This is a genomic window from Thermobacillus sp. ZCTH02-B1, assembly GCF_002159085.1.
Classification (GTDB): Bacteria; Bacillota; Bacilli; order Paenibacillales; family Paenibacillaceae; genus Thermobacillus.
Window position 1 is genome coordinate 42,392 of record NZ_LZRU01000043.1, and the last position, 13,769, is coordinate 56,160.

11 protein-coding genes are annotated in these 13,769 nt (G+C 66.0%); 10 read left to right on the plus strand and 1 reads right to left on the minus strand.

What is annotated here, in order from left to right:
• The first annotated feature begins 109 nt into the window (after window positions 1-109).
• From A9Z00_RS14860 to A9Z00_RS14905, 10 genes are all read left to right on the plus strand, one after another.
• The gene (locus A9Z00_RS14860; RefSeq protein WP_296979092.1) at window positions 110-1,702 is read left to right on the plus strand and encodes an extracellular solute-binding protein; all 1,593 of its coding nucleotides are present in this window, start codon (window positions 110-112) and stop codon (window positions 1,700-1,702) included.
• Between the two features lie 85 nt (window positions 1,703-1,787).
• On the plus strand, window positions 1,788-3,608 hold the full coding sequence (locus tag A9Z00_RS14865) for a cache domain-containing sensor histidine kinase (protein WP_296979094.1): 1,821 nt from the start codon (window positions 1,788-1,790) through the stop codon (window positions 3,606-3,608).
• Window positions 3,583-4,674 carry a response regulator gene (locus tag A9Z00_RS14870; protein WP_296979096.1) on the plus strand — a complete coding sequence of 364 codons (1,092 nt, stop codon included), beginning with the start codon at window positions 3,583-3,585 and terminating at the stop codon, window positions 4,672-4,674. Before A9Z00_RS14865 ends, A9Z00_RS14870 begins: the two co-directional genes overlap by 26 nt.
• 115 nt (window positions 4,675-4,789) lie before the next feature.
• Window positions 4,790-5,806 (plus strand): NAD-dependent epimerase/dehydratase family protein, encoded by a 1,017-nt coding sequence (locus A9Z00_RS14875; protein ID WP_296979098.1) that lies wholly within the window; start codon window positions 4,790-4,792, stop codon window positions 5,804-5,806.
• A 1-nt stretch (window position 5,807) separates the two neighbouring features.
• The gene (locus A9Z00_RS14880) at window positions 5,808-6,881 is read left to right on the plus strand and encodes a dihydrodipicolinate synthase family protein (RefSeq protein ID WP_296979100.1); all 1,074 of its coding nucleotides are present in this window, start codon (window positions 5,808-5,810) and stop codon (window positions 6,879-6,881) included.
• Window positions 6,882-6,909: 28 nt separating this feature from the next.
• A complete protein-coding gene (gene sdaAB / locus A9Z00_RS14885) occupies window positions 6,910-7,602 on the plus strand; it encodes an L-serine ammonia-lyase, iron-sulfur-dependent subunit beta (RefSeq protein ID WP_296979102.1) in 693 nt (230 codons plus the stop codon).
• A gap of 110 nt (window positions 7,603-7,712) precedes the next feature.
• A complete protein-coding gene (sdaAA, locus tag A9Z00_RS14890) occupies window positions 7,713-8,600 on the plus strand; it encodes an L-serine ammonia-lyase, iron-sulfur-dependent, subunit alpha (RefSeq protein ID WP_296979103.1) in 888 nt (295 codons plus the stop codon).
• Window positions 8,601-8,604: 4 nt separating this feature from the next.
• On the plus strand, window positions 8,605-9,780 hold the full coding sequence (locus A9Z00_RS14895) for a M20 metallopeptidase family protein (protein WP_296979105.1): 1,176 nt from the start codon (window positions 8,605-8,607) through the stop codon (window positions 9,778-9,780).
• 90 nt (window positions 9,781-9,870) lie between these two features.
• Entirely contained in the window at window positions 9,871-11,271 is a 1,401-nt protein-coding gene (locus A9Z00_RS14900) for an FAD-dependent oxidoreductase (RefSeq protein WP_296979106.1), read from the plus strand.
• A gap of 12 nt (window positions 11,272-11,283) precedes the next feature.
• A complete protein-coding gene (locus tag A9Z00_RS14905) occupies window positions 11,284-12,294 on the plus strand; it encodes a zinc-dependent alcohol dehydrogenase (RefSeq protein WP_296979108.1) in 1,011 nt (336 codons plus the stop codon).
• 298 nt (window positions 12,295-12,592) lie between these two features.
• On the opposite strand, the gene nagA is transcribed toward A9Z00_RS14905, so the two are convergent.
• Window positions 12,593-13,765 (minus strand): N-acetylglucosamine-6-phosphate deacetylase, encoded by a 1,173-nt coding sequence (gene nagA, locus A9Z00_RS14910; RefSeq protein ID WP_483316328.1) that lies wholly within the window; start codon window positions 13,763-13,765, stop codon window positions 12,593-12,595.
• Between the last annotated feature and the right edge of the window lie 4 nt (window positions 13,766-13,769).

Consider the following 13,769-nt stretch of genomic DNA (forward strand, 5'->3'; position numbering starts at 1 on the left):
ATCATATTACCCTGGCGGGAGGTGCATGCGTGACCGTAAATCGTTTGTTGCAGCCGTTAACGCCAACCCATCGAAGCAAACGCAACATCACGGAGGGAAGACTTGGATCATGAAGTGGAGAAGACTCGCCATTCTGGGGGTTGCGCTGATGCTGCTGTTCTCCGCCGCCTGCTCGTCCGGCGGAAACAAAGACAACGGCGCAAGTGGCGCAAACGGTTCCTCTTCCGCTTCCGGCGACAATGCCGGCGGTTCGGCGTCCGGGTCGGATTCCGGCTCTTCGAACGAACCGGAAGAAATTCCGACGATCAAGATTCTGACCAGCGACCTGGCGAAGGTAGCGCCGGAAGATCCGTCGAATGACCGCACGATCCAGTACATGGCGGAGAAATCGGGCGTCAATCTGGACATCACGTTCATCGCGAACGCGAACTACCACGATCAGGTGCAGCTCAAGTTCGCCGCAAACGAGAAATTCGACGCGTTCCTCGGTTCGGGCCTGAACATCGGCGTCGCCTCGTTCGCGCGCGAAAAGCTGCTGCCGCTCAACGATCTCATCGAACAATACGGTCCGAATCTCAAGAAGTACATTCCGCAGGAGGCCTGGGACGCTGTCACCGTCGACGGCAAGATTCTCGGCATCCCGCAGCCGGCCGTCGTCAAGTCGAGCCGCGTCCTGTACGTGCGGAAGGACTGGATGGACAAGCTCGGCATCGCGGAATATCCGAAGACGTCCGGCGAGTTCCTCGATCTTTTGCGCGCGTTCCGCGACAACGACATGAACGGCAACGGCGACAAGAGTGACGAACTGCCGTTCTCCACGCGCCAGGGCTTCAACTGGGTCATGGACCCGATCTGGGGCATGTGGGGCCTGTCACCGATGGGCGGCTACGAATACAACGGCGAGGTCGTGCCGGGCTTCGCGCATCCGCGCTTCAAGGAGCCGCTCAAGCTGCTGCAGACGATGTACCAGGAAGGGCTCATGGATTCCGAATTCCTGACCAACTCGTCCTCGATCTGGGCGCAGAAATTCGAATCCGGCCGCGTCGGCGTTCTCGGGTTCCAGCCGGAGTCCGCGTGGACGTTTCACAAGCGCATCTACGACAACGCGGGCGATCCGAACGTGAACCTGATGGCAATGCCCACGCCGCGCGGCGAAGGCTGGGACGGCCCGGTCGGCGCGGAAATCTACACGGTCGCGCGCACGTATCACGTGACGACGGATTCGGAACATCCGGAAGCGGTCGTCAAGTTCTTCGACTGGTTGCTCAGCGAGGAAGGACAGATCTTCACCGAGCTGGGCATCGAGGGCATGAACTACACGATCGAGAACGGGCAGATCAAGTACGATCCCGAGTCGGAAGCCCGGGAGCAGACGGAATGGCGCGAAGTATTCCGGATGCATGGCTTCAACGAGACGACGTTCGCGGCGAAATATCCGGGCGAACAGGGCGAGAAGCTGCGCCACGCCTTCAACATCGCGAACTCGGAAGGCTTCAGCTCGCTTACGGCCGACATGCCGCCGCTGGATCAGGAACTGCAGATCCTGCTCGAGAACTCTTTCCAGGAAACGGCCGCGGAAATCGTCGTCAACAACAAGCCCGTCGACGAAACCTGGGACAAGTTCATCGAAACGTGGCGGAAACAGGGCGGCGACCGGTTGATCGAAGCCTTGACGAAGTGGTATAACGAGAACAAGTCCTGAAGGGAGAGCCGCTCTCCCTTCCTTTCTTTTCCACCATGCGTTTCGGCATGTTGTTCCGTCCGCATCGCCCGGGAGTGAGACCGCCGTGAAAGTGCTCGATGCGATTCGCCGGTCGATCAAATGGAAGCTCGTGACGCTGCTGGCTTCCGTGCTGCTGTCTGTCATCGTGACGATCGTCTTGCTGACTTACCGGATCACCTCGGAGACCGTCATCCGCGACGCCGAAGCGCTCGCCAGCCAGATGCTCAGGCAGGTCAACCTCAACCTGAACCAGTATCTGAAGGGCTACCAGCAGAGCTTGCTGTCCATCGCCTCGAACCGGGACACCGAGCGCTGGTTCATGGTCGAACCGGGCGACGATCTGGGGTCTTACATCGCGTTTCAGGAGATCGTCCGGAACTATCTGCAGGTGTTCATCTACCACCATCCCGAAGTGATGTCCCTGACGTTCTACAACACGAACGGCAACGAGATGCATTTCACGAACCAGGACGAGCTTCGGGAGGAATACACGTTCGGTGCCGAGCACTACATCGAGCTGCTGGGAAAAAGCAACGACATCCACTATGAAATCACCTTCCCGGAGCACTACAGGCGGAAAAACCAGCCGGTGCTGACGATGGTGAAGCGCGTGGCGTTCGGCAGGCGCACGGGGTACATCAAGCTCGACGTCGACCTCGGCCCGGCCCTGCGCATCGTGACGGACACCAATCCCGGTCTTCCGGGGACGACAATGGTGACCGACGAAAAGGGGGAGATCATCGTCCATCCGGACCTCGGCCTGGTAAAGACCTTCGCGGACGCCGACATCGTGCCCCGTCTCGCGGAGACGAGCGGGACCTTTTACCGGGAGGACAGCGGGGAGATCGTCATGTTCCAGACCGTCCCGGCCACGGGATGGAAGGCGTTGGCCGTCATCCCGTATTACGAGTTTGCGAAAAACGAGCTCTACATCCGGAAGGTCACCATCGCGACCCTCCTGGTCGGCCTCGCGCTGTCGCTCGTGATCGTGTTCGCGGTCGTGTCCTCCGTCACGCGCAGGATCGGGCTACTCCGGGTGGCAATCAGCCGCGTCAAGATCGGCGATCTGGGCGTGCGGGTGCCGGCCGCCGGCAACGACGAACTGGCGGATCTCGGCCACGCGTTCAACCTTATGCTCGACCGGCTGAATGATTCGGTGCAGGAGCTCGCGGAGACGCGGATGCGCCAGCGGGCGGCGACGATGTCGGCGCTCCAGTCGCAGATCGACTCCCATTTTCTCTACAACAGCCTGGAGACGATCAACGCGATGGCCAACCTGGCGGGCCACCGGGACATCGAACGGGTCGCGGTGGCGCTGTCGCGGATGCTCCGGTACACCTCCGATTACCGGAAGATGTTCGTCACCGTCGAAGACGAGCTCCGGCATCTCGGGCACTATCTGGACATCTGCCGGATCCGCTACGGCGACAAGCTGATCTTCGCGATCGAAGCCGAGGACGAATGCCGCCGGTCGAAATGCCTCAAGGCGATCATCCAGCCGTTGGTCGAGAACAGCATCCGGCACAACCTCGACGTGAACGGACGGCCGCTTCGCCTGGAGATCCGCGTCCGGCGCGCGGAACCCGGCCATGTGCGGATTGACATTCTCGACGACGGGACCGGATTTGCGCAGGAGAAGCTCACGCGACTGCGGGAGAGGATCGCGAGCCTGAGCTCGCGGCCGCTCGGCGAGCACGCGGGCGGCGTCGGGTTGCTCAACGTCCATTTCCGGATCCGCGTCTGCCACGCGTCGGATCCGCTGGCCGGCGTGTCCGTCTCGAACCGCGAGGGCGGAAGGGGAGCGGCGGTTACGGTCATGTTTCCCATCGAGTACGATCGTGAAATCACGGAGGACGGCGATGAAACGCATTCTGATCGTGGATGACGAACCGATCATCCGGCTCAGTCTGGCCAAGAAGGCCGGAGCGTGCGGCGAGGGGGCTGTCGTGGCCGGCGTCGCGAGCGACGGCCGCGAGGCGCTGGACTGGCTGGAAGCCCATTACGCGGATCTCTGCATCACGGACGTCAAGATGCCCGTGATGAACGGGCTGGAGCTGATCCGCGCGATCCGCGAGCGCCATCCCTGGATGCGTTGCGTCGTGGTGTCGAGCTACGGCGAGTTTGAATTTGTGAAGCGGAGCCTGGAGCTCGACGTCGTCGATTACGTGCTCAAGCCGGTCGACTCCGACGAACTGGAGAAGGTCATGTCCAGGGCGTTCGCGGAGATCGACCGAAGCCGCAGGGATGAGGCCGCGCGGCTCCTGATCGGCAAGTTGCCGCTGCACCGGGACATGCTCGAACGCTGGGTGCAGACGATGGAGACGCTGCAGTCCGGCCAGGTGCCGCTGCTCGTCGTCGACACGCTCGCGATGATGGAGGATTGGCTCGACGGCAGGTATCATCTCCTTCCCGAATTGGCGGGCGGATGGTTGGACGTCGTGCATGAAACGCTGTTCAAGGAAAGCAGATGCGAGCCGGATCCGGCCGTTCCCGGAGAGATCGCGAAATCGTTCGAGCGGCTCGAGCGGAACCGGGTCCGCACCTGGTTTCGGGCGAGCGCGGCCGGCGTACTGGAAGCGGGGGCGGTCCGGTTGATCGACTGCGCGGCGAAGCGGCGAAGCCTCAAGGGTTCACGCCTCATCGCGCAGGTCAAGGAATATGTCGACAAGCATTACGCCGAGCGGATCACGCTGCAGGACGTGGCCGACGCGCTCATGGTAAGCCGGACGTATCTGGCGAGCCAGTTCAAGCAGGAGACCGGCATGACGTTCCTGAACTATCTCGTATCCGTCCGGATGGAGCGGGCGCGCGAACTGCTGCTCAACACCCCGATGAAGGTCTACGAGATCACGTCGTCCGTCGGATACGAGGACACGATTCATTTTTCCAGGCTGTTCAGGGAATATTACGGTCTCAACCCGATGGAATACAAGAAGCGGATGGGAGGGTGAAGCGCGGCGCGGCCTGTTTTTTTGCCGAATTAAAGACGATAAAAAGACTTGTCTTTATATGTTTGAAGGCGCTATGATGGGGATGGGAGTTCCCGGCGTGCAGAGGAGGAGAGACATGAGAAGCATCGGGGAGCTGGAAGACAAGCTGACGGAACCGTATGAGGAGCTGATCCGGGATCTCGCCGGCGTCGACGGCGACATCCTGATTCTCGGAGCGGGCGGCAAGATGGGACCGAGCCTCGCGAAGCTCGCGGTGCGCGCGATCCGCGAAGGCGGGCTCAACAAACGGGTCATCGCCGTGTCGCGCTTCTCCGATTCCGCGGTTCGCGGGGATCTGGAGCAAAGCGGCGTCGAGGTCATTTCCGCCGACATCCTGAACGAAGAGGAGCTCCGGAGCCTGCCGGACGCCGCCAACGTGATCTACATGGTCGGCTACAAGTTCGGCACGACGGGCCGGGAGCACCTGGCGTGGGCGATGAACACCTACCTGCCCGGACGGGTGGCCGAGCGGTACAGGCATTCCCGCATCGTCGTCTTTTCGTCGGGTAACGTCTACCCGTTCACGTCGATCCACGGCGGGGGCGCGGACGAGGGGACGCCTCCGGAACCGGTCGGCGAATACGCGCAATCGTGCCTGGGCCGCGAGCGGATTTTCACGTACCACTCACACAAGAACGGCACGCCGATGCTCATCTACCGGCTGAACTACGCGATCGACATGCGCTACGGGGTGCTGCTCGACATCGCGCAGGCGGTATACGAGGGGCGGCCGATCGATCTCACGATGGGCCACGCGAACGTGATCTGGCAGGGGGACGCGAACGCGATCGCGCTGCGCTGCCTCACCCGGTGCGCGGCGCCGCCGGAGATCCTGAACGTGACCGGTCCGGAGACGCTGTCGGTACGCTGGGCTGCGCGGAAATTCGGCGAGCGGTTCGGCAGGGAGCCGGTCTTCGAAGGCGCCGAATCGGAGACGGCGCTGCTCAGCAACGCGGCGAAGTGCTTCCAATGGTTCGGCTATCCGAGGGTCTCGCTGCTCGAGATGATCGACTGGGTCGCCGAATGGGTGCAGGCCGGCGGCGTGACCTGGAACAAGCCGACGCATTTCCAGGAGAGGAAGGGGAAGTTCTGACATGACGCAAGCAACCCGAACGCTGTCGCCCGAGAAAATGCGGGCGCTGCACGACGGTCTCGTCATCCCCGCCCATCCCCTCGCGCTCGATGAGAACCGCAGGCTCGACGAGCGCCGTCAACGGGCGCTCACGCGCTATTACATCGCCGCAGGCGCCGGCGGCGTCGCGGTCGGGGTGCACTCGACCCAGTTCGAAATCCGGGATCCCGAGCACAATCTGCTCGAGCCCGTGCTGCGGCTCGCTGCGGAGGAAGTCGAGCGGGCGGGACTCGATCGCCCGTTCCTGAAGATCGCGGGCATCTGCGGCCCGACGAAGCAGGCGCTCAAGGAGGCGGAGCTCGCCGTCTCGCTCGGCTACGACGCCGGCCTGCTCAGCATGGGCGGCCTCGCCGACTGGAGCGAGGAGGCGCTGCTCGAGCGGACGCGCGAGGTGGCGCGGTTGCTGCCCGTGTTCGGGTTCTATCTGCAGCCCGCCGTCGGGGGCCGGGTCTTCTCCTACGACTTCTGGCGGCGGCTGGCCGACATTCCGAACGTCGTGGCCATCAAGATCGCGCCGTTCAACCGCTATCAGACACTCGACGTCGTGCGCGCCGTCTGCATGTCCGACCGGCGCGACGAGATCGCACTGTACACCGGCAACGACGACAACATCGTCGTCGACCTGCTGACGACGTTTGAGTTCGACGCAAACGGCGTCAAGGTCCGCAAATCCATCGTCGGCGGCCTGCTCGGCCACTGGGCGGTCTGGACGAAGAAGGCCGTCGAGCTGCTGGAAGAGATCAAGCGGGTGCGCGGACGGGACGAGATTCCGAGCGAACTGCTCACCCGGGCTGCCCAGGTGACGGACGCGAACGCCGCGTTCTTCGATCCCGCCCACGGTTTCGCCGGGTGCATCCCGGGCATCCATGAGGTGCTCCGCCGGCAGGGGCTGATGCGCGGCATCTGGTGCCTGAACCCGCACGAGACGCTGTCGCCCGGACAGGCGGAGGAAATCGACCGCGTCTGCCGCGCCTACCCGCATCTCAACGACGACGACTTCGTCGCCGCGCACCTCGGCGAGTGGCTGGACGGCTGATCCGCGGACCGGAGCGGGTGGAACGGAAATGCGGTACAGGGACGTCTTCTCGATCATCGGTCCGAGCATGGTGGGGCCGTCCAGCTCGCATACCGCCGGAGCCGTCAGGCTCGGTCTGACGGCCCGGGCCCTGTTCGGCGGGACGCCGGAGGAGGCGGAGATCGCGTTGTACGGATCGTTCGCCGCCACGGGGCGCGGCCACGGTACCGATCTCGCGATCGCGGCGGGCATCCTCGGATTCGGCCCCGACGACGAGCGGATCCGGGACGCATTCCGCCACGCGGAGGAAGCGGGCGTCCGCCTGCGCTTCCGCACGGCGCACCGGCCGAACGTGCACCCGAACACGGCGACGATCCGCCTGCGCGGCGGCGGCCGGGAGATCGGCGTAACGGGATGTTCGTACGGCGGCGGCAACATCGCAATCACGGAAGTGGACCGGTTCGAGGTGAAATTTTCGGCCGACTATCCCACCGTATTGGTGTTCCACGAGGACCGGCCCTCCATGATCGCGGAAATTGCGGAAATCCTCGCCGCTTCCGGCGTCAACATCGGCTACATGGAAGTCGACCGCACGGTGCGGCGCGGGAGCGCGCTGACGGTGATGGAGCTGGACCAGGAGCCCGGTGCCGGCGCGATCGGGCGGATCGCGGGGCTGGACGGCGTCAGCCGGGTATGCGCCGTTCCGCCTGTCGGCAGGGCGGCGGGCGGAACCGACGCCTGAAGCGCGGCGCGTTTCGGCCCGGGGTCCGCGGTTGACGCGTGGCGCGCGGGCGCTTCGGCTTCTGTGATCCGACCGAGGGTACGCATGAAATGCGAAGGGGGCGAAACCGGATGAGATTTTCGACCCTTCAGGATCTCGTCCTGCTGTGCGAACGGGAGGGCGTTCCGATCGGCCGGCTGATGCTCGGGGAGCAGGCGCGGGAGACGGACGAGCCGGAGGATCGGGTTTTCGAGCGGATGCGCGGCTATTACCGCGTGATGAAGGAGGCCGTGCGCAAGGGAATCGAGGAGGCGCCGGTGTCGCGCAGCGGACTGACGGGCGGCGACGCCCGCCGGGTCCGCGACTACCTGGACGCCGGCGCTTCCGCCCTCGGTGCTGACGCGGGCAAGGCGATGGCCTACGCCCTGGCCGTGTCCGAGGTGAACGCCTCGATGGGGCGGATCGTCGCGACGCCGACGGCTGGCTCGTGTGGCGTCATCCCGGGCGTGTTCGTGAGCGCCCAGGAGCGGTTCGGTTGGAGCGACGACGACATGGTGTACGGCCTGTTCTGCGCCGGCGCCATCGGGTACGTGATCGCGAACAACGCCTTCATCTCGGGCGCGGAGGGTGGCTGCCAGGCAGAGATTGGCTCGGCCATCGCGATGGCGGCCGGCGCCCTGACCGAGTTGCGCGGCGGCACGCCGGAGCAGGCGGTGCACGCGGTCGGGCTCGCGCTCAAGAACTCGCTTGGCCTCGTCTGCGACCCGGTGGCCGGGCTCGTCGAGGTGCCGTGCATCGTCCGCAACGGCCTCGGTGCGGTGACGGCGTTGGCCGCCTCCGACATGGCGCTGGCCGGCGTGCGGAGCGTCATCCCATCCGACGAGGTGATCGGCGCCATGCTGGAGATCGGCAGCCTGATGCCCGAGGCGTACCGGGAAACCGCGAGGGGCGGCCTCGCCCGCACGCCGACCGGCAGGAAAATCGCGCAGGATATCCGCCTGGAAAGAAGGAATTCCTGACATGATGAGCGACGCATTGCGGGACGCGATGCCGCTGGCCGAAGAGCTGATCGCGATCCGGCGGCATCTGCACCGCCATCCCGAACTGAGCCTGGAGGAAAAGGAAACCGCCGCCCTCGTCGCGCGCGAGCTCGCGAAGCTCGGCCTCGGGATCCGGACGGGCGTCGGGGGGCACGGCGTCGTCGCGGACCTGAAGGGCGCGCTGCCGGGCAAGACGGTCGCGCTCCGCGCCGATATGGACGCGCTGCCGATCCAGGAAGAGACCGGTCTCGAATTCGCGTCCGAGCGGCCCGGCGTCATGCATGCCTGCGGCCACGACGCCCATACGGCGATCCTGCTCGGCGCGGCGAAACTGCTCGCCGCGCGAGCGGACCGGCTGCGTGGAACCGTGCGCTTCATCTTCCAGCCGGCCGAAGAGATCAACGCCGGCGCGAAGGTGATGATCGCCGCCGGCGCGCTCGATGGCGTCGCGGAAATCTACGGACTGCACAATCTGCCCACGCTGCCCGCCGGCAAGGTCGCGACCTGTGCGGGGCCGATAATGGGATCGGTGGACCGGCTGGAGATTGACATCGAAGGCCGCGGCGGACATGGCGCCATCCCGGATCAATGCATCGATCCGATCGTTTGCGCTTCCCAGATCGTGCTGGCGCTGCAGACGATCGCGAGCCGCGAGCTGTCACCCTTCGAGCCCGCGGTCGTCACGATCGGCAGCCTGAAGGCGGGCGAGGCGAACAACGTCATCCCGCACCGGGCGGAGATGACTGGCACGATCCGCACGTTCGATCCGCGCGTGAAGGCGGCGATACCGGAGCGCGTGGAGCGGCTGGTCCGGAAGATCGCGCTCGCGCATCGCTGCCGGGCGGAGGTCCGCGTGATCGACCAGACGCCGGTGCTCGTCAACCACGCGGCGAACGCCCGCCTCGTCGAGGAGGCGGTAGACGGGACGATCGGCGCCGCGAACCGCGTCGCCGCCGTACCGACGATGGCCGGCGAGGATTTTGCGGTCTACCTCGAGCGCGTGCCGGGCTGCTTCTTCTGGCTCGGTTCGGGGCCCGCGGAGCGTGCGGAGGAGGCTTACGGCCTCCATCATCCGAAATATGTGCTGAACGAGGATTGCATCCCGCTCGGCGCCGCACTGCTCGCCAACATTGCGGTCAGGGCGCTGGGGGGGTTCTAGTTCATGGCGCATTCGGCGGAAACGGCGCATTTGACGGCGCCGTCCACCTTTTTTATGATGATGCCATCTGAACGGGGAGGCATTCAGTGCATGTTTGACGTGGCGGTGCTCGGCGGCGGCCCCGCCGGAATCGCGGCCGCGCTCGCCGCGGCGCGCGCCGGCGCGAGGACGGCCCTCGTCGAGCGCTACGGTTTTTTGGGCGGCATGTCGACGGCCGCCCTCGTGTATCCGTGGATGACGTTCCACACGGAGTCGGGCCGGCAGGTAATCCGCGGCATCGCGCAGGAGATCGTCGACCGGCTTGCCGCGCGCGGCGCCTCGCCCGGCCATTTGCGGGACACGATCGGGTTCGTCCATACGGTGACGCCGTTCGACCCGGAAGTCTACAAGGTGCTCGCGCACGAGATGCTGAGGGAAGCGGGCGTCCGCGTGCTGCTCCACGCCTGGGCCGACGACGTCGAGACAAGCGGCGGACGGATCCGGCGGTTGACGCTCCGCGGCAAGTCCGGCCCCGTGACACTCGAGGCCCGGATGTATGTCGATGCCACGGGAGACGGCGACATCGCGTTCCGGGCCGGCGCGCCCTGGGAGCAGGGCGACCGGGAAGGGCGCGTGCAGCCGATGACGATGAAGTTCCGGATGCGCGGCGTGGACGTCGGGGAGATCAAGGCGTACATGAAGCGGCACCCGGAGGAATTTTACGGGCGGTCGCTCATTCCGGAGCTGGACCGGCTGCCGCTGACGGGCGTCATGGGATTCTACTCGATTTGGAAACGGGCGGCGCTGCCGATCCCGAGGGAAGGCCTCCTGTTCTTCATCGGCCCGCGCGGCGACGAGGCGCTGATCAACGTATCGCGGGTGTCCGGTCTCGATCCGACGCGCATGGAGGATCTCACGGAAGCCGAGCTCGAGGGCCGGCGGCAGGCGCTCATGCTGGAGCGGTTTTTGCGCGAATCCGTGCCGGGATTCCGCCATGCGGCGCTCGCGCAGGTCGGGACGCAGATCGGCGTCCGCGAGACGCGGCGGATCCGCGGCCTGTACATGCTGAGCGGGGAGGACGTGCTGTCGGGGCGGCGCTTCGCGGACTGCATCGCCCGAAGCGGCTATCCGATCGACATCCATGATCCGTCCGGAGCGGGCGTCACGACCGGCATGATCCGGGGCGGCGGCGCCTACGACATTCCGTACCGGTCGCTCGTTCCGCTGGGCGTGGAGAATCTGCTCCTCGCCGGCCGCTGCATCTCGGCGACGCACGAGGCTCAGGCGACCGCGCGGCTGACGCCGAGCTGCATGGCCGTCGGCCAGGCGGCGGGCGCGGCCGCGGCGATCGCGGCCAGGGAAGGGCTCGCGGCCGCGGAGGTGCCGATTCACCGATTGCAGCGGTTGCTGCTGTCGCAAGGGGCCGAGCTCGGCCTCGACGGGGAGGAAGGGATCGGCGAAGCGCCCGACGGAAAGACGGAGCGCGACGGAACGGAGCAAGCCGAAAAATAGGGAGGGAAACCGATGAAAGCCGTCTCCGCGAGAAACGGACGCATTTTCGTTACGGAAATGGAGGAGCCCGAACTGGAGCCCGGACATGTGCTCATCCGCACCGAATATTCCGCGATCAGCCCGGGCACCGAAATGTCGATGGTCCTCGGCAGCGGGGACAGGACCGTCGTTCTCGGCTACAGCGCGGTCGGGATCGTGGAACGGACGGGAGAGGGCGTGGTCGGGCTTGAGCCCGGCAGCCGCGTGGCGTGCTACGGCGCGCCCTACGTGCGCCACGCCGAGCGGCTCGCCGTGCCGTCCAATCTGACGGCGAAGGTGCCGGATCATGTCGATCCGCGGGAAGCAGCCTGCTCCGGTCTGGGAGCGATCGCGATCCACGCGCTGCGCACGGCCGGGCTGCAGTTCGGAGAATCGGTCGTCGTGGTCGGGCTCGGCATCCTCGGCAACCTGATCGCCCAGATCGCGAACGCGGCCGCCTATCGGACAGCGGGAGTGGACCTGAAGAAGGACCGGGCGGCGAGGCTGCGGGAACTCGGCGTCCCATGCGTCTACACCGATCCCGCGGTTCTGGAGCGCGATCTCGCCGATATCACCGGCGGGGCCGGGGCGGACGCGGTGCTGCTGTGCGCCTCCGGTTCGGGCGAGACGCTGATCAACCGGGCGCTCGAATGGATTCGGGACCGCGGGAAAATCGTTATCGTCGGCGACCTGACCCTGTCGTTTTCCCGCGCCGTCATGTTCGCGAAGGAGGCGCAGTTGCTCATCTCCCGCGCCGGCGGGCCGGGGCGCTACGACGCCGGATACGAGCGCGAAAACCGCGATTATCCGATCGGTTACGTGCGCTGGACCGAAGGGCGCAACGTTGCCGAATTCGTCCGCCTGCTCGCGGAGAAGCGCATCCGCGTCGCTCCCCTGATCACCCACGAAGTGCCGTTCGAGCGCGCGCCCGAGGTGTACGAGCTGTATCGTCGGGAATCGTCGGGCGTGATCGGCGCGTTGCTGTGCTACGGGGACGGGGCCTGACCGGATTCGCGATTGAATCGGGCAAAATGGCAAGCGGGGGCCGGGTTCGGACCCCCGCTTCCGTTTGTCGACAAAGCCGGATTTCCCGGGTTTTGCCCGTCGGAGCTGCCGCATGCACGAGGACCGGCTTTCGGCCGCGAATTTAGGTCTTCCGCCGCGGTTGTGCCTCGGTATCGCGTGCTCGGCCTGATGGCGGCCGTTAACGGAACGCTGTTCCGCCGGAGGGGCGGAACGTGCCGCCGAACCGGCTTTGACGGAATGGTTCCGCCAACGGACCGAAAAACGCCCCCCCATCGTGTCACAGCTCCGGTTCCCGCCCGCCGATCCAGATCCGTCGAAGCACGAGGTCCTCGTCCAGCAGCAGGACGTCCGCCCGCTTGCCGGGCCTGAGCGATCCCGTCTCGCGATCGGCGCCGATCTGGCGGGCGGGGTTGAGGCTCGCCATCCGGCTCGCCTCGGCAACGGACACGCCGACCTTCCGGACCGCGAAGCGGAACGCTTCGATCATCGTGAGCGTGCTCCCCGCGAGAATGTCCAAATCACGCAGACGGGCGAGGCCGCCGCGCATCGTGACGGACAATCCCCCGAGCTCGTACTCGCCGTCGGGCATGCCCGCGGCGGCCATCGCGTCGGTCACGAGGATGACCCCGCCGGAGCCCTTCGCGCGCAGGAGCAGTTCGACGCCTGCGGGATGGACGTGGTGTCCGTCGGCGACGACCTCGGCCATGATCCGGTCGTCGGTCAGCACGGCGCCGACCGCTCCCGGTTCCCGGTGGTGGAAAGGGCGCATCGCGTTGAACGTGTGGACGGCGTGGCGCAATCCGCGGTCGGCGGCGAACCGGATCTCCGTCCAGGAAGCGTCCGTATGCCCACAGGCGGGCACGATCCCGAGCTCGGACAGGCGTACGATGTACTCGAGGGCGCCTTCCGTCTCGGGCGCGAGCGTCTGGATCCGGATCAGCCCGGGCCAGCGCGCCGCCCAGTCCTCCAGCCAGTCCGGGCGCGGCGGGACGATGAAGTCGGGATTCTGCGCCCCTTTCCGCCTGACATTCACAAACGGTCCCTCGAGGTGGACGCCCAGGATCCGCGCATAGGGCATCGGCGAGGCCATGTACCGGCTCGCGGCCTCGAGCGCCGCGTCCAGCCGCTCCTTCGAGGCGGTCAGCGTCGTGGCCAGCATGCCGGTCGTGCCGTGCCGGGCGTGGAAGCGGGTGATCGCCTCGAAGCTCGCCTCGTCGGCGTCCATGAAGTCGCAGCCTGCTCCGCCGTGGACGTGCAGATCGATGAAACCCGGCAGCGCCCAACCGCCTTCGCCGTCCACCCTGCGCGCGGAAACCGCGTCGGGCGGCGGCTCCTCATCCGCCCTTCCCAGCGCCGCGATCCGGCCGTCCCTCATGTACAGCCACCCGGAAAAAGGTTCCCCTTCTTCGGGCACGATGCGCGCGTTTGTGATCAAAACACCGCCCTCCATGCGC

Excerpts from the sequence above, each read along its gene's own strand:
- A9Z00_RS14860 (WP_296979092.1), top strand. The coding sequence starts at position 110 with ATGAAGTGGAGAAGACTCGCCATTCTGGGGGTTGCGCTGATGCTGCTG.
- A9Z00_RS14870 (WP_296979096.1), top strand. The coding sequence starts at position 3,583 with ATGAAACGCATTCTGATCGTGGATGACGAACCGATCATCCGGCTCAGT.
- A9Z00_RS14875 (WP_296979098.1), top strand. The coding sequence starts at position 4,790 with ATGAGAAGCATCGGGGAGCTGGAAGACAAGCTGACGGAACCGTATGAG.
- A9Z00_RS14880 (WP_296979100.1), top strand. The coding sequence starts at position 5,808 with ATGACGCAAGCAACCCGAACGCTGTCGCCCGAGAAAATGCGGGCGCTG.
- sdaAB (WP_296979102.1), top strand. The coding sequence starts at position 6,910 with ATGCGGTACAGGGACGTCTTCTCGATCATCGGTCCGAGCATGGTGGGG.
- sdaAA (WP_296979103.1), top strand. The coding sequence starts at position 7,713 with ATGAGATTTTCGACCCTTCAGGATCTCGTCCTGCTGTGCGAACGGGAG.
- A9Z00_RS14895 (WP_296979105.1), top strand. The coding sequence starts at position 8,605 with ATGAGCGACGCATTGCGGGACGCGATGCCGCTGGCCGAAGAGCTGATC.
- A9Z00_RS14900 (WP_296979106.1), top strand. The coding sequence starts at position 9,871 with ATGTTTGACGTGGCGGTGCTCGGCGGCGGCCCCGCCGGAATCGCGGCC.
- A9Z00_RS14905 (WP_296979108.1), top strand. The coding sequence starts at position 11,284 with ATGAAAGCCGTCTCCGCGAGAAACGGACGCATTTTCGTTACGGAAATG.
- nagA (WP_483316328.1), bottom strand. The coding sequence starts at position 13,765 with ATGGAGGGCGGTGTTTTGATCACAAACGCGCGCATCGTGCCCGAAGAA.